The 16,787-nt window shown below is 41.1% G+C and carries 10 protein-coding genes and 1 riboswitch; of the genes, 3 read left to right on the plus strand and 7 right to left on the minus strand.

The features are described 5' to 3' along the window. Window positions 1-36: 36 nt before the first annotated feature. From T543_RS06240 to T543_RS06260, 5 genes are all read right to left on the minus strand, one after another. A complete protein-coding gene (locus T543_RS06240; protein WP_035766857.1) occupies window positions 37-666 on the minus strand; it encodes a precorrin-8X methylmutase in 630 nt (209 codons plus the stop codon). Window positions 667-671: 5 nt separating this feature from the next. Beyond that, window positions 672-2,162, minus strand: coding sequence for a cobyric acid synthase (locus tag T543_RS06245; RefSeq protein WP_035766858.1), 1,491 nt, complete (start codon window positions 2,160-2,162; stop codon window positions 672-674). A 12-nt stretch (window positions 2,163-2,174) separates the two neighbouring features. After that, window positions 2,175-3,737, minus strand: coding sequence for an ABC transporter substrate-binding protein (locus T543_RS06250; RefSeq protein WP_051638591.1), 1,563 nt, complete (start codon window positions 3,735-3,737; stop codon window positions 2,175-2,177). 3 nt (window positions 3,738-3,740) lie between these two features. Then, window positions 3,741-4,928, minus strand: coding sequence for a sirohydrochlorin cobaltochelatase (locus T543_RS16565; RefSeq protein WP_442856089.1), 1,188 nt, complete (start codon window positions 4,926-4,928; stop codon window positions 3,741-3,743). Between the two features lie 696 nt (window positions 4,929-5,624). Continuing rightward, window positions 5,625-5,841: riboswitch (cobalamin riboswitch) on the minus strand. 110 nt (window positions 5,842-5,951) lie between these two features. Further along, window positions 5,952-8,366, minus strand: a complete 2,415-nt coding sequence (locus T543_RS06260; RefSeq protein ID WP_081829972.1) for an ABC transporter substrate-binding protein — start codon at window positions 8,364-8,366, stop codon at window positions 5,952-5,954. 192 nt (window positions 8,367-8,558) lie between these two features. Here T543_RS06260 and T543_RS06265 point away from each other — a divergent pair, with 192 nt between their 5' ends. After that, window positions 8,559-9,362: an alpha/beta hydrolase gene (locus T543_RS06265; RefSeq protein ID WP_035766862.1), complete on the plus strand. Its 804-nt coding sequence runs from the start codon at window positions 8,559-8,561 to the stop codon at window positions 9,360-9,362. Here the strand turns inward: T543_RS06265 and T543_RS06270 are convergent. Together T543_RS06270 and T543_RS15160 are read right to left on the minus strand one after the other, a co-directional pair. Next, the gene (locus T543_RS06270; protein ID WP_035766864.1) at window positions 9,353-10,009 is read right to left on the minus strand and encodes a phosphatase PAP2 family protein; all 657 of its coding nucleotides are present in this window, start codon (window positions 10,007-10,009) and stop codon (window positions 9,353-9,355) included. The genes T543_RS06265 and T543_RS06270 overlap by 10 nt on opposite strands. Window positions 10,010-10,039: 30 nt before the next feature. Beyond that, entirely contained in the window at window positions 10,040-13,177 is a 3,138-nt protein-coding gene (locus T543_RS15160) for a response regulator (RefSeq protein WP_051638592.1), read from the minus strand. 168 nt (window positions 13,178-13,345) lie between these two features. On the opposite strand from T543_RS15160, the gene T543_RS06280 reads away from it, so the two are divergent. Together T543_RS06280 and T543_RS06285 are read left to right on the plus strand one after the other, a co-directional pair. Then, window positions 13,346-14,038, plus strand: coding sequence for an anaerobic ribonucleoside-triphosphate reductase activating protein (locus T543_RS06280; protein ID WP_035766866.1), 693 nt, complete (start codon window positions 13,346-13,348; stop codon window positions 14,036-14,038). 194 nt (window positions 14,039-14,232) lie between these two features. Beyond that, window positions 14,233-16,668 (plus strand): ribonucleoside triphosphate reductase, encoded by a 2,436-nt coding sequence (locus tag T543_RS06285; protein ID WP_035766868.1) that lies wholly within the window; start codon window positions 14,233-14,235, stop codon window positions 16,666-16,668. Window positions 16,669-16,787 lie beyond the last annotated feature (119 nt).

Here is a 16,787-nt window from a genome sequence, read left to right on the forward strand (position 1 = left end):
GTATGAACGTCCTGTTATGTATTGTTATTACGTTTATCACTTCTCTATATTATATAAGATCGAGTTACAAATGGCAGCCGCAACTCCGCTTCCACCCTTTCGTCCCACGTTTATGATATACGGGATGTCCGTTTCAAGAATAAGCTCTTTTGCTTCGACAACATTAACAAATCCGACGGGAACTCCTATTATCACTTCAGGCCTATAGCCTTCATCTATCAATTCCCTTAGTCTTATCAGCGCCGTAGGCGCGTTTCCTATTGCATAAATTAACGGTTTGCCTAGTTTTGAAGCCTTTTCCATGCTGACGTATGCCCTTGTTACCTGCCTCTTTTTTGCATCTTCGGCAACATCCTCATCTGCCATAAAGCAATGGACTTCGCCGCCATATTTTGCAAGTGTTTTCCTGCTTATTCCGGAAAGTGCCATGTTGGTGTCGGTTACAATATGCGCGCCATTTTTTATAGCATCCCTTGCCTTTTGTATTACACCTTCTGAAAAGCTCATGGTATCAGCGTATTCAAAATCAGCTGTCGTATGAATTACTCTTATCACTGTGGGCTCCAGCTCTTTGGGAATTTGTTTTCCCATTTCTGCAAGCTCGCCTCTTATTATCCTAAAACTCTCCTTTTCTATATCCGAAGGGAGAATATGCTGTATCTGCATGTTATTTACCTCTGTTTCTCAATTCCAATGGCTCTATATATCAGGTCAAAATCCAGGTTTTCCCTAAGAACGTCCGCAAGCTTATCAAGCTCTCTCTCCTGCCTGCTAAAGGCGCTCTCTATACGTACATTTGAAAAATCCAAACCCTTTTTGGCATACAAAATGCCAACCATTCTTCTGCAAAAATCCTCCGAGTCGAAAATCCCGTGAATGTAGGTTCCAAGTACGTTTTCCTCTACTATTACAGGGAAAATATCCTGTTTAGTTCTTGCTCCGGTTCGTCCCATGTGTATCTCATAGCCTGTAAATGCCGCACCTGATAGGGCTTTAAACGGGCCTTCTATTTCGCCGATTGTTCCGGTTGTCTGTTTAAGAGTCTTATCCTGTACAAACTCAGTATCTATAGGCAAAAGTCCAAGTCCCTTATGGGTCAGAGCCTTATTTTCCGAATCGTCACTTCCTGTAATAGTCCTTCCAAGCATCTGAAATCCGCCGCAAATACCCATTATCAGGATTCCCTTTTGCTTCATTTCTATTATTTTTGATGCCACGTTACTTTGATACAATGACATCAAATCATCAACCGTGTTTTTCGTTCCGGGAAGTATGATAAGATCAGCATCGCCTAAATCAGCCGCGTCCTTTGCATAGATGAGATTCACACCATCTACTCTCTCCAATGCGGAAAAATCCGTATAGTTACTGATAAAGGGAAGTTTTACAACGCAGATTTTTACCGGTCTATCATCGTTGATGGCAGCATTTTTGCCTGAGAGTTTCTCTGAAACAGAGTCCTCCTCATCCAGTTCCAGGCTCACATACGGCACAACTCCCGCAAAAGGAATATCACAGTATTCACCAAACATTGACAGTCCCGGTGTCAGAAGAGATACATCTCCTCTGAATTTATTGATAATAAGCCCCTTTACGCGTGCTCTCTCCTGTGCGGACATGAGGTTGACCGTACCAAGAAGCTGCGCAAACACGCCTCCCGGATCTATATTTCCTGCAAGGAGTACCGGTGCATCCAGTATTTCTGCAAGCCCCATATTTACTATGTCATTTTCCCGAAGGTTGATCTCTACCGGGCTTCCCGCGCCCTCGATCACTATAATATCCGCAGTTTCTGATAGATTGTCGTAGGCCTTCTTTATATCGGGGATCAGGTCTTTTTTCATTTTGAAATAGTCAGCGGCCCTCATATTCCCTATGGGAAGGCCATTTACAATAACCTGAGAGGTCGTATCTCCCATCGGCTTTAGCAGGATAGGATTCATATCGCAGGATGGCTCTTTATGGCACGCAGCAGCCTGTACAACCTGTGCTCTGCCCATTTCCTTGCCATCCTTTGTAACAAACGAATTTAGGGCCATATTTTGCGATTTGAAGGGTGCACAACTAAATCCGTCCTGAGTAAGTACTCGAAGGATCCCTGCCGTCAGTATGCTCTTTCCCGCTCCGGACATTGTGCCCTGTATCATCAGATTTTTAGCCAAATTTATCTCCTGTCACTTACTTTTTAGCTTATGGAAAAAATCAGTTTCCTCTTTTTCCTCAGCAAATATTTCATTAAGATTACTTATTATCGTTCCTATTTTATCTGCATATTGATAAAGTGATTTATCCGTATACCACACTTTACCTTCCTTACATGCCTTAAAATCGCCAAATACCGGATTATCGGCAACAAGCTCTGCTACTGATGCCGGTGCATCCTCTATCGCCTGGTTATATATCAGTATATCTGCATCTGCAGCATAGTTATAAAATGCCTCCATGCTGATCGTTACCTGCGACGTTGCTTTTTCATCATCCTTTTTCTCAGGTCCCATATATTCTCCGCCTGCAAGCTCCACCATTTTGGCAAAGTAATCGCTGCTTTTTCTTGTCACAATCTGTTTGTTTGCATTTATGGAAAAAATTGCCACCTTTTTCCCTGTAAATAACGCATCGCTGACGGACCCGGCCATTTCTTTCTGACCTTTAAAAGCATCAGCAGCCTCTTTTTCCTTATCTGTAAAAAGTCCGTAGACCTTCACCCACTCACATCTTCCAAGGGGCTTACTTTCGTAGTTGCTCCATTCGATAAACACAGGTATTCCTATGCTTTCGAGCTTTTCCCTGACTTTGGGAGTCCTAAGGATCATGGTGTTTTCAATGGCTAGATTAATCTCCTCCATCACCATCATCTCATAGTCGGGTGCGCTGTATTTGCCGCCATAGATCAGGCTTCCTTTGTCCATTGCATCTATTGCGCTGTCGATGTACCACGCATCTTTTTCAAGGCCTGATAGCCTTATTTTTCCTATTTCATCAATTGCATCGAACTGGCACATTGCACCCGATGCAGCCAAATATATCTTATCAAGTGGTTTCCTTAGCACTATGAGGTCGTCCGTATCATCAGGCGCTTCTATCTCCTCGGGAAGAATGAGATAATTTCTACCATCACGTACTGAAACCACACAAATATCATCTTCATATCTGTGGATCGCAAAACCTGTTGCATAGTCATTTTTATCGGTACTTATATAGTCAAAACCATAGTCCGTAAGATCAGGCGGTGTAAGCTCATATATCTCTTTACTGCTAAGCGCAGCTTTAGAATCTGCGCTATCTCCGGTGTTTTCTTCTCCTGTAGAGGCGTTGGATTTACCTCCATCTTCCTGTCCTTTTTCCTTATCTGTAAGGCTAAATGTCAATGAATAATCGATCAAATACGGTTTGCTCATGGCTGTAGTGTCAGCCTGAACGTTCATTTTCTTATCAATCGTGACAGGGATTATGAATTCTGAGTTTCCGTCAGTATTCACGGGATAATATTTCTCCCCGTCTACTACCATGTAATCATAGTTTGGGCTGCTCCATGTGATATCTGCAGTCACTTTTCCATCTTTAACAATAACGGTGCATGGATTTTCAATATACGCTCTGCCGCTTCCTCCCTCCATTAGTACAGATGCGGCATATTCCCCATCAGAAATACTGCCGCATCCTGCTAACATGAAGGAGAGAAACATAAGCAAAACAGATTTTTTTATATCAAAAAATGTTTTTATGCTTCTTCTCATAGATTATTTTATAACTTCACCTGTATGTGCTACATAAACGTCCTGAACACCGGCAATTCCGCCAAGTCCTGCAATCTGACATTCAACAGATTCAAAAGATCCGTCTGCTTCAAAGCAGCTCTTCCAGGAATCTTCCTCGTCTCCTGCCATATCATTGTTTGCATGATCGCCTGCTACTACCATGAGAGGACGAAGGATTACCTTCTTGTAGCCCTTTGCCTTAACCGCTTCAATCACTGCATCAAGAGCTGTATCTTCAGGAAGTCCCTCTACTGTTCCGATAAATACGTTGTCATAGGACAATTTATCCATCTGAGCCTGCATCTGATCGTAGGTTACATTTGCTGTGTGTGATGTTCCATGTCCCATGAACACGAATGCAACGGAATCTTCTTTTGCTGCTTCAAGGCTGTCATATCCAGCAGTTTTAACCGCTTCTTCAGTTATAGCCTTTGCAACTGTTTCCTTATCTTCGTTTATTACAGTAGCATCTTTTCCAACTTCGCCAAGAAGAGGCTCTGCGACTGATACACTTTCGAATTTATCCTTATAGCCATCTAAAGCTTCTGTAAGCTCATCATACTCGGCGCCGTGCATGAGGTGTGTGGGCTGAACCACAAGGTTTTTTACACCGTTATTTACTGCTCTTTCAAGTGCCTGCTCCATATTGTCGATCTTTTCACCATCCCTTGCATAGATGTGGTTGATGATGATCTGCGCTGTAAAAGCTCTTCTTACTGACCAGTCAGGATATGCTTTTGCAAGAGCCTTCTCTATTCCGCCTATATCATTTACTCTGCTGTCATTAAATGAAGTACCAAAGCTTACTACCAAAAGCTCGTTCTCGCCTATTTCATCGCCGTTTAACGGATCATCTTTTGATGCATCACCGGTATCTGCTCCAAAATAGTCAGGTGATGCTTCTTCGCCTTCTACAAGTTCTTTCTCCTCATCAGAGAGAGCATCCCATGCTTTCTTTGCCTCTTCGCAGAGAGAATCTGTATCCTCTGTCCACTCCTGAACATAAATTGAATCTATAAGCTCAGCAACTTTATCTGCGCCGGCCTTGTCTTCGTCAGAACCTGCATTCTCTGCCTGTACATCAGATACAACTACTTCATGGTCGTACCACTTTCCCTTTGTTCCTATAAGTGCAACCTGGAAGGGCTCATCAATTGCAGGAACGGGAATGTCAAATCCATTTACTTCTTCAGTTGTTCCATCTTCATAAGTTACTTCATCTGTTGTGGGTTCGATCAAAGCAGCTCCCTCCTTCTGCGCATCCTCTGCAAGTCCCGGGAAAAGATTTACGATATTCTTGGAAGGCATTGTGATATGAATAGTCATCTCACCATCTTTTACTGTAAGAGTTCCTCTGTCACCATATACCTCGTTTACGTGAAACATTGAGCCATCGGTTGTAAAGCTCGCGCTGTAAGTACCATCCTCAAGGGTTTCTTTCTGAGTATCTGCTGCATCCTCAGTTTCTTTAGGTGCAGCATCCTCTGTGCTCTCTGAAGGCTCTTCGATTTCATCCTCTGATAAAGCCTCTGCTGCGCTTTCTTCTGTGCTCTCTTCAGAGCTTTCAGTTGTCGCATCAGTCTGTGTTTCTGCTCCTTTGGAACATCCTGCTATAGTAACCATAGTCAGCGCCATAGCAAGCAAAACTGCGATAGATTTTTTCTTCATATTATTTTTTCCTCCTATTGTTTTATTACATCTAGGATAATTGAGCACACGAAACAGACTCTGCGAATTTCCATTTCATAAGAGCTACCTATTAAAATGAAAAAGCCCCGTCAGAAGACGAGGCGAAAAGACACAGAAAGAAAAGCAAATATCACATTTGCTAATATCTTCGTACAGCCAATTCCTCGTGGCTCGGTTACCCATGTACAACGACAGGCAGGTCTCCCGGCTGATCGGTTCATAATAACACTCCTACTCCCTTCCCGGCTTTTACCAGTGGCTAATAGCAGAAACTCCCGAATCACGGTGACGAGATCGTGCAGGATTTGCACCTGCTTCCCTTTTCACCTGCGCAGCTACGCGTTCATAATTGTTCATCAAACGTTTGTAGCCCGCAGACACCTTCCGTTTTATGTAATTGTTGCGATTATGATATCATATTTTTCTAAAATGTGTGGCTTAAATTCATTAAGATATTATTAAAGTCTCCCCAAAACCATTTGCGGCTTTAGAGAGACTTCTTTATTATCTTGATTCGCTAAGATAAAGCGATATTCTGCTTTGGATGATGTTGGTGACTTCATCTACCGTTTTCTGATCCTCAAAATAAGCGCCTGTCTCTTCCTGAATAATTTCATTTACCTTTTCATCATAATGCATGGTATCTGATATGGATTTGATGAAATCAACCAGCTGGGCTGTCTTTTCAGGACTCATTGCCTTTATTTCTATCTCTATATCCTCTCCTATGCACCATACCGAATTATCAGGCTGTTTTTTTCCTTCTTCGTCAATATAATAGGGATCTTCCTGAGCCTTTTCTTCAAGAGCCTTGAGCGAATCCTCTCTAACGGGAAATGCCCACTGCAGATTTTCCTGATAATCCTTCTGGAGGAATATCTTTAAAAATTCCCATGCTGCATCTTTATGCTTACAATCCTTGCTCATGGCAAGCTGCAGATTAGGGGAGATGTAGGATTTAGTTCCATCAGCTGTAGGGAAACCGTTAAAATTGACATCTGTTCCAAAATATCCCTTTTCAAGTGTTTGATAATCTGTAAATTCGCTGATCCAGGTTACACGAAGAAGTCCCTTTTTCTCCCTGAACATTACCTCCTCTTCCTGGTAATCGTAATCATCAGTCCTTTCCGGAAGTTTTTTGTTAAACTCCAGGAATTTTTTGAACTCATCTGAATCAAAACTGCAGGTACCGTTTTCCCAGTCAATAAAGCTTCCTCCGATGGTGGTGTAGAGCTCATAAGTGCTGTCTTTAAAGAGCATTCCCATCATATACTTATCTTCGATGTTGTTCTGCTTGCAGAGTTCTTCGGCATTATCCCATGTAACTACAGTATCTCCCACCATATCCTTTGAAGAAACTGCAGTAACTATGGAAAATGAGGGAATAATCATCATCTGTTTGCCGTTTCTTTTTCCTGCATCCATTACGTTTTCCAAAAACTCGGTTTTTGAGAGCTCTTCGTCATTTTCCAAATAAGAATCAAGTGGCTCAAACACGCCCTTTGCTATATAACTCTCATAAGGTATATATGAGTCCAGAACAACGATATCAGGAGCATTACCGGACGTAATATCCAGATTCATCTTACTTGTCATATCCTCAAAACTATCAGCGTCCTGCTCGCCATAATTTTTTATCTTTATCCTGTATTTGTCTGAGTTTTGATTGAACTTAACAACAGCCTTTCTGACCGCATCATCAATAAATATAGTTCCGATAACAAGCGTCTCTTTTTCTACAACTTCAGAAGGGTCAACCTTGGTAAGAGTTCCTAAAATGTTCGATGCGTTGGAACTATCCGAAACTATGATAAAATCACCGTTTGTTAATTCTCCCACATAATTGGTGTAACTAAGGTCAAGATCCGAAAGAGTGTAGTCGCATACTTTCTTGCTCTCAAAGTCAGCCAGGTTCAGGCCATATATACAATCGCCCTGAGCATAATAAAAATCGTAAGTTTTTCCGGGATAAAGGTTTGATCCAACATATAGATCATCCGGTATAGGCTGTCCTTCTCCAAACTTTTTGGCCTTGGGATCAAATTCGTAAAAAGAGTATTTCCAGTCACTGTCAGGCTCAAAAAGATATGTTTTACCATCCCTTATTCTATAGATCCTTCTATCGATATAATCATCTTCGCCTGAATTAGATCTGATCTCTTCTCTGCTTCCATTCTCTATGGAATACATACTGATGCCTTTTTCTGTACAGCATAAAATGCAACTGTCCTTCACGTAGCTTACAGAGCTTATATAGCTTTCTTCATCTTCATCAGCAACATCGAACATCCACTCACAGTTTCCATCCGGTGTAAACTTGGCGATTTTCTTCTCCCCGGGAAGATATTCATCATCATATTCTTCAGAGGTCTCTTCATCTTCTGCTACTTCTTCACTTTCGGTGGCCTCATCGCCTTCTGATGCCTCTTCTGCGGTTTCGTTATCTTCTGAAACTTCGTCCTCTTCGGATTCATTTTCTTCTGTATCGATCACCATCTCTGTTTCTGCACCATCATAAGCTTCGCTTCCATCAGGTTCGTATTTTTCAACTATAGCGTATATGTTTCCGTCTTCGTCCACATCGAATTTGTTCGTACTGTACTCTACGTCTTCATTCTCCAAGGTAATCTTTGAAAAAGATCCCTCACCATTTTGGAACTTCACGAAAGCCTGATTCCCATCATCTCCGTAAAAGGAGGTATACAGATCGTCACCTTGTATGGCAAAAGAGTCAAAATACACTCCGGTCAATCTTTCATCGTCAATTTCACTGTATTTATATACACAGTCCTTATCTTCCTCACTAAGAGTACTTTTTGTTCCTGCCGAATCAGTGCCACCCTTTTTGCCGCATCCCGACATGAAACACGACGTCACTGACAAGACAAAAACCATCCCCCAAATGATTCTTTTCTTCATACACTTTTCTCCTCGTATAATTTATTTTTCCTTAAATATCCCCACAAATAGCACTACTTATCAAATGATACTTGATATACAATGGATAGTAAATGTTTTTTTATAAGATAAACCACTTATATAACGTTTTATTCATCATTTTAGGGACACTACTCAAGAAATTATGTTATACTTCGTTGATGTGAGGTCATTATGAGCAAATTTAAGAAATCATTAAAGTGGATCGCGATATTACTAGTATCTGTCGTTGTTATTGCAGCCATAGCTTTCAAACTATATACAAAAGACTATTACCACGCAGATAACACAATCATCAGTTATGTGCAAAACCTGTTTGATAGTGAGGTTCATTCATACTCTGATGAAAACGGAACGGTATTTATCCCTCAGACAAAAGATATATCTGCCGTTATTGTCTTTTATCCGGGCGGAAAAGTCGAATATACCGCGTATTCATCATTAATGTATGATCTTGCATCAAAAGGATGCCTGTGTCTTCTTCCCAAAATGCCTGAAAATCTGGCCATTCTGAGAGTTAATGCCGCAGATGTACTAACCAAAAACTACGATACACAAAAAGAAATGGTAAAAAATGTGGACTGGTATCTTGCAGGGCACTCACTGGGAGGCGTTGCAGCAGCATCATTTTTATCTGAATGTGTGGCTAATGATGAGACTCCGGGCGAAGATCCGTTTGAATATAAGGGGATAATCCTATGTGCTTCTTTCCCCTCAGTTGACTTATCAAACTCAGACTTAAGGCTTTTGTCAATCTATGGTTCAAATGACGGAGTCCTGAATATGGAAAAATATGAAGCAAGCAAGGTCAACTGGCCCAAAGATTCTGAAGAACACATTATAGAAGGCGGAATACACTCATACTTTGGAAATTACGGTCTTCAGGATGGAGATGGCACACCTTCCATATCGAACGAAGAACAGATAATAGAAACTGCAGATACAATTATGGATTGGATTGGTATCTATCAGCAATAATCATCAACTATAGCAGAAAACAGTATCACAAGCGCTGCGCTTATGAGGATGCCTCCCACAATGTCTGTGAACCAGTGGGCGCCTGAGATAAGTCTGCCTATAACCGTTGCAACCAGGACAATGCCACTTAGTATGCGGACTATGGTTGCAATTGCCTTGTTCTTAAAGAAATGTCCTGCTGTGATAATGAGAGAGCCCATAACTACGCATATCAGCATAGTATGTGATGAAGGGAAAGATGTCTCAAGCTCTGTCTCACCGGGCATTATCATAGGTCTGTAGTTGATCGGAATCTTGTCAAAAAGGACATACAGAATTATAGTCACTACATACAAACCTCCAAGGGCAAGTATTGTCTTATCTACACTCTTAATGCTTTTTCCCTTTATAAGCTGCAAAGCGCCATATAATCCGAACAATGCACATACGCATAGTGCAAGAATTCCGAATACTTCTGTCAGTTTATACCAACCTTCATTAAGACCACCGCCAAAAGCAGCATATATACCGCCATTTATAGTTGAAAAGCCTACATTTGTTCCGTTCGGACCGATCGGTGCTACATCAACAGTCCTGATAAGCAGGATCCAAAGGACAAAAAGGATGCCCCATCCTGCAGCAAAACTATATTTAACATTCTTTTTCATACAAATCTCCTCACCGCCGCTATGGCATTTTTACATATTGCTTATAAGCTCATCCATCTGCTCCCACTTGAAGTTCTTGAGCATTTTTTCAAGCTTGTCAAACCTTTCCTGATCTTCCTTTTGCAGCTTATAACCATGGAGCTGTTCAAGTACAAATTCAGCTGAATCATAGTCCATAGAAGTCGCTGCTTCCTTTATAACGTCATAAGCTCCTTTTAGTTCATCCTCCGTGATGTCCTTTTTCTTAACTACTTCGCGGTTTTCGTCTACAACAGCAAGTTTTTGCTTGTACTTCATAAAGAATTCGAGGAACTCTTCGTTATTATTCAAAATATAGTCAATATCGCCCTTTTTACCGGCTTCTTCGAGCATCAGCGCATCATTTGACAATTTGGATGCTCCGATTATTCTGGCCGTGCTCTTAAGAGCATGTACTTTTATGGTGTAGAGCTCATAGTCCTTTACATCAAAAGCATCTTTTATCTCTTTTGCCTTGGAATCTATGCTGTCATAGAAGCTTCTAATGAACTTGATAAAGGCCTTTTCTCCACCGCAGTACAACAGACCGTCTTCAATATTTATTCCCTTGGCTTCTCGTAGCCATGCATTTTCCGGGCTCAGTCCATCACCATATTCATCACTCTCAGAGGGCTCCTTAAGCAGGTCTTTGGGCACATAGTTCTTTATGGTTTCCTCTAGCTGTTTACCGTTTACAGGCTTGGGAAGATATCCGTTAAATCCAAGCCCTTTATAGAATTCTTCTCCGTTGTGAGCAGCATTAGCAGTAAGCGCAATTACAGGCAGATCTTCAAATTCCTTGCGGATCTCCTTAAGTGTCTCTACTCCATCCATTTCAGGCATCATATGATCCAGAAGAACTACATGGAAATCCTCAGTCTCCATCTTTTCAAGGCATTCTCTTCCGCTCTGGACGAGTGTAACCTGCATTTTTGTTGCACTCAAAAGTCCCTCGATTACCTGTAGGTTCATGTCATTATCGTCAACTACAAGGACTTTTACACTAGGTGCGACATACTCCGGAACATATTTTTCCAAAGGTGCCTGTTTTTCATCCTCAACATATTTCCCGATAGGCGTAGCATCTATTATTCCCTGCTCTATGGTGAAATAAAAATCAGATCCCTGGCCATATGTGCTTTCACACTTCAGCTCTCCGCCCATAAGTTTAACAAACTGACTTGATATATGGAGACCGAGTCCCGTCCCCTGTATACCGCTGTTCTTTTCTTCTTCGAGACGTTCGAAGGCAGTAAAAAGCTTCTCTATGTCTTCTGCCTTTACTCCCATTCCCGTATCCTTAACACTGAAAAACAATTTGCACTTATCATCACTTTTTTCCACAAGTTGTACTTTAAGTGTAAAGCCGCCTTCCTGCGTGTATTTAACAGCGTTTGTCAAAAGATTAAGAACTATCTGCTTTATCTTACCTTCATCGCCAAAGAGCATGCTTGGAATTTTTTCATCAATATCTGTTGTAAAATCCAGACCCTTCTCATTACTTTTTACTCTTATCATACTTGTAAGAGAATGCAGCTGATCAAGTGTGTTATACTCGGTATTTACGATATTGGTCTTACCTGATTCCACCTTGGTGACATCCAGGATATCATTGATTATCCCAAGCAAAATTTCAGATGATTTCTTGATCGACAGAGAATACTTTCGCACTAAAGTCTCATATTTTTCAGGTACATCCTTAGTGTCCTCTCTTAGCACCATCTCATTCATGCCCATTATTGTATTGATAGGCGTTCTGATCTCATGGGACATATTTGCTACAAATCTTGATTTCGCAAGATTTGCCCTGTCTGCTTCGTCCTTTGCATTTTTTATCTGAAGATACTGACCGTCGATGATGCTGTGATACTTAGATGTCATCCACAGCCCAAAAGTAAGGCTCACAAGCAAAAATCCTGCTGAGATAAGTCCTACTCTAAGTGAAAAGCCGGTAATACTATCCCTTATATCTGACATTGCCATATCTGCGCCTACATACGCAGTGCAATTTCCATTGCCGTCATATATTGGAGAATAGTAAGTTATAAACCACCCGTATTTATCGGTTACTTCTATAGGCTCTATCTTTTCTCCCTTCATCAGTGAGGGGATATATGGTTTAAAACCATCATCGACAGCTAGTCTTTCTCCGACAGATTGTACCTTCTGAAAATTCGGATCAGTATCAAATACTATCTCTATTTCTTTTTCGAAGACCTTATATATATATACATACTCTATTCCTGGTGTATTTTCCTGAACAGCAACCATAAGGTCGTTTATACTATCATATTCAGGATCTCCAAAGCCCCTCTCAAGATAATAATCAATTCTATCTGCATCTACTGCGCCGGATATAAGCTGAGTAACACCCTTTACTGTGCTTATTCTTTCCGCCTTAAAGTTCCCCACATACAGATTTATACTTACCCTGGCAATGACTACCGTAAGAGTTATCGCAAGGAATGAGAGCACCCAAAGCAGCCTGCGTTTGAGCATATTTCTCTTTTTTTCATCAAATTCGCCATTATCATTATCAAGCTCACCGAGATCACTTTTTTCTATATCTTGCCTGATTTTAGAAGGAATCACCCATATTATGGCTCCTGTAGCCAGCACAGAGAGCATTTTATCCGGCAGATTATAAATTAATCCGGCAAGAATATATGACAACGGTCTGTTAAGTCCTACGATGCTGCTCAAATAATTAATTACATCACCTTCCATAATTTCAGATGCATCGATTGAAAGCGCAAGTTCAATAGAACTGCCCAGTATAGTAGAAATAATAACATTCAAAATTATAAACAAAGCTACTTTTCTGACAGTGACCTTTTTCCCGTTATGGAAAAAGAATGAAGTCAACATAGCTATCGCAATATTTACAATTGCAAAATATATGGAAACACCATCCATTGAAGTATAGATCGCATTTGAAATAAGCGCTGTAACAACGCCTCCGATAAGCCCACATACGTAAGAAGAAACCATCGTGCCTATCGTATCCAGATAAAGCGGATAACCTAAACAGTCAGCAATTCTTGACAAAAAAACATTCCCTATAATGCAGCAAAGAATAATAAATAGTCTTATAAAACTTACCTTATTATCAGAAATAAATTTATTTATTACATTTATCTTATTCTTCATATTCCCTCTACAACTAAAAAAACATACGTAAATTATATTATAACAAAAATATATAAATTAATGAATTCATTAAGTACTTCAATGTTTTTTGATATTCAATGTCGATATTTCTGCACAGTCTGATACAATGATATATAAAATCAGCATCAAACTAGGAAGGATTGCCTTATGGATATACACGGACTTCAAAAAATGACTCTTCTTGATTATCCCGAGCACGTTGCTGCCACTGTTTTTCTTGGCGGTTGCGATTTCAGATGCCCTTTCTGCCATAACTATGAGCTCGTTGACGGATCCTTTTCCCCCATTATGACCGAAGATGATCTGTTCTCATTTCTTCAAAAAAGAGTCGGTATCCTTGACGGGGTCGCAATTACAGGTGGTGAGCCCTGTATCCGGCAAGACCTTATTACTTTTATCAAAAAAATCCGTTCTCTTGGCTTTGCCATAAAGCTGGATACCAACGGCAATCACCCGGAAGTACTCGACCGTATATTAACAGAAGATTTGGCTGATTACGTTGCTATGGACATAAAAAATTCTCCCTCAAAGTACGCATCAACTATAGGGCTAGATCACTTTGACACCAAAAACATAGATAAAAGCGTATCCATGCTGCTTTCATCCTCTATAGATTACGAATTCAGGACAACTGTAGTCAAACAGTTTCATGAAGATTCCGATTTTTTGCAGATCGGAAAATGGCTTAGCGGTGCGAAGAATTACTATCTGCAGCAGTTCACTTCCCGTAATACTGTGCCTGACAGTACACTTTCATCTCCATCTGCCGATGAAATGGGAAGATTCCTTAACATAGTTTCTCCACATGTAGAGCATGCGGCTATCAGAGGCATGTCATAAGATTTAAACTACATATTTCAAGCCTTTAAGCCCCCTTTGTTTAATCTTTACACAATATATAGTAGCTGTTTTTTATTTTTGTACTATATATTGACCGCAGAAGTATTAAGTGCTATCCTTTAATTATGGTGGATTTAGCATTCTTCACCATTCTTGGGGATTTCAGTGTTGTATAGTTTTAGGGGGTATTTCTTATGTATGACGTAGTAAAACGTGATGGTTCCATCGCAGATTTCAACATCGCAAAAATATCAGCCGCTATTATTAAGGCTTTTGAGGCTATGGAGAAGCCTTATCATACCAGTGTAATAGACCTTGTTGCCCTCCGTGTTGCTTCGGATTTCGAGAGCAAAATAAAGGACAACAGAATATCTGTAGAAGAGATTCAGGATAGTGTTGAAAAGGTTCTGTCCGAATCCGGCTATCCCGATGTTGCCAAAACCTATATTCTCTATCGTAAACAACGTGAGAAGATTCGCAACGTCAATTCTGCGCTTCTTAGCTACAAGGATCTTGTAAACGATTACCTTAAGATAAATGACTGGCGAGTTAAGGAAAACTCAACAGTAACATATTCTATCGGCGGACTTATCCTGTCCAATTCCGGTGCGATCACAGCCAATTACTGGCTTTCAGAGGTTTATGATGATGAGATTGCAAATGCTCACCGCAGCGCTGCTATTCACATTCATGATCTCGCTATGCTTTCCGGATATTGCGCAGGTTGGAGCCTTAAACAGCTCATCAAGGAAGGCCTTGGCGGTATTCCCGGCAAAATCACTTCCGCTCCCGCAAAGCACCTCTCTACGCTCTGCAATCAGATGGTCAATTTCCTCGGAATAATGCAGAACGAATGGGCAGGCGCACAGGCATTCTCATCTTTTGACACATACCTTGCTCCTTTTGTAAAAATAGACAATCTGTCCCAGGAGGACGTAAAACAATGTATCCAGTCCTTCGTTTATGGTGTTAATACGCCCAGCAGATGGGGAACACAGGCTCCTTTTTCAAACATCACTCTTGATTGGACCGTTCCTGCTGACCTTAAAAATTTAAATGCAATCATCGGCGGCGAAGAAGTGGATTTCACCTATGGCGATTGTCAGCATGAAATGGACATGGTCAACAAGGCTTTCATCGAGATCATGATCGAAGGTGACGCCAACGGACGCGGATTCCAGTATCCCATCCCAACTTATTCAATAACAAATGATTTTGATTGGAGTGAAACAGAAAACAATAAACTTTTATTCGAAATGACGGCCAAATACGGCACTCCGTATTTTTCAAATTACATCAACTCAGATATGGAGCCCAGTGATGTCCGCTCCATGTGCTGCAGACTTCGTCTTGACCTTAGAGAACTCAGGAAAAAGTCAGGCGGATTCTTCGGTTCCGGCGAATCCACAGGTTCTATCGGTGTAGTAACCATAAATATGCCTAGAATTGCATATCTTGCTACAGATAAAGCCGATTTTTATAAGAGACTTGATCATCTGATGGATATTGCTGCACGCAGCCTTAATACCAAGAGAAAAGTAATAAGCCAGCTCCTTGACCAGGGCCTTTATCCGTACACCAAGAGATACCTTGGATCATTTAGCAACCACTTCTCAACGATCGGTCTTATTGGTATGAATGAAGTCGGTCTTAATGCAAACTGGCTTGGCGCGGATATGACAGATACCCGCGTTCAGGAATTCACCAAGGAAGTCCTCAACCATATGCGTGACCGCCTCTCTGATTATCAGGAAAAATATGGCGATCTGTTTAACCTTGAGGCAACACCTGCAGAATCTACAACTTACAGATTTGCTAAACACGACAAGGAGCTTTACCCCAATATAATAACAGCCAATATGAATGGAACGCCCTATTATACTAACTCTTCGCACCTTCCTGTTGGCTATACAGAAGACATTTTCTCTGCACTTGATATTCAGGATGAGCTTCAGACATTGTATACTTCAGGAACAGTATTCCATGCTTTCCTTGGAGAAAAGCTTCCTGATTGGAAAGCTGCAGCCAGTCTTGTAAGAAAGATCGCGCAGAACTATAAACTGCCCTACTACACCATGTCTCCTACCTATTCTGTATGTGAAGACCATGGATATCTCACAGGAGAACAGCCTGTATGTCCTTGCTGCGGCAAAAAGACAGAGGTATATAGCCGAATTACCGGTTACTACCGTCCCGTTGCCAATTGGAATGATGGTAAAGCTCAGGAATATAAGGATAGAAAGGTCTACAACGTAGGTAACTCTAAGCTTACACACGAAGGACCGGTAGAAAAAGCATCTGAGCCACAGACAGCATCAAAGCCTGAAATTAAGACCATATCAAATGCGCAAAACACCGTAGGCGCTGCCAAAGCACCATCTGCATCAAATACAAATCAGGTTCTCTTATTTAAAACCAAAACCTGTCCAAACTGCCATATTGCCGGTTCTCTTCTCGACAACGCAGGAATAAACTATCAGCTTCTTGATGCAAGTGAAAATGTGGAACTTGTTGAGAAATTCGGTATCATGCAGGCTCCCACTCTGGTTGTCGCCGGTGATAACGGTTTTAAGACATATCCCGGAGTATCGGATATAAAAGGATGGCTGAACAGCAGATCAGCTTCATAACACATCGCAGAATATTTTACTTAAATATGTCAAATATTGACCGGCAGGGGTTTATCCTGCCGGTCTTTCTGTTATAATACCAATTATATGACAGGGGGCATGCTCCAAAGGGAGCAAAT

It is taken from the genome of Butyrivibrio sp. NC2002 (genome assembly GCF_000702265.1).
GTDB lineage: Bacteria > Bacillota > Clostridia > Lachnospirales > Lachnospiraceae > Butyrivibrio.

Coding starts and splice junctions, on each gene's coding strand:
- T543_RS06240 (WP_035766857.1), bottom strand. CDS start 666: ATGCAGATACAGCATATTCTCCCTTCGGATATAGAAAAGGAGAGTTTT.
- T543_RS06250 (WP_051638591.1), bottom strand. CDS start 3,737: ATGAGAAGAAGCATAAAAACATTTTTTGATATAAAAAAATCTGTTTTG.
- T543_RS06260 (WP_081829972.1), bottom strand. CDS start 8,366: ATGAAGAAAAGAATCATTTGGGGGATGGTTTTTGTCTTGTCAGTGACG.
- T543_RS06265 (WP_035766862.1), top strand. CDS start 8,559: ATGAGCAAATTTAAGAAATCATTAAAGTGGATCGCGATATTACTAGTA.
- T543_RS06270 (WP_035766864.1), bottom strand. CDS start 10,009: ATGAAAAAGAATGTTAAATATAGTTTTGCTGCAGGATGGGGCATCCTT.
- T543_RS15160 (WP_051638592.1), bottom strand. CDS start 13,177: ATGAAGAATAAGATAAATGTAATAAATAAATTTATTTCTGATAATAAG.
- T543_RS06280 (WP_035766866.1), top strand. CDS start 13,346: ATGGATATACACGGACTTCAAAAAATGACTCTTCTTGATTATCCCGAG.
- T543_RS06285 (WP_035766868.1), top strand. CDS start 14,233: ATGTATGACGTAGTAAAACGTGATGGTTCCATCGCAGATTTCAACATC.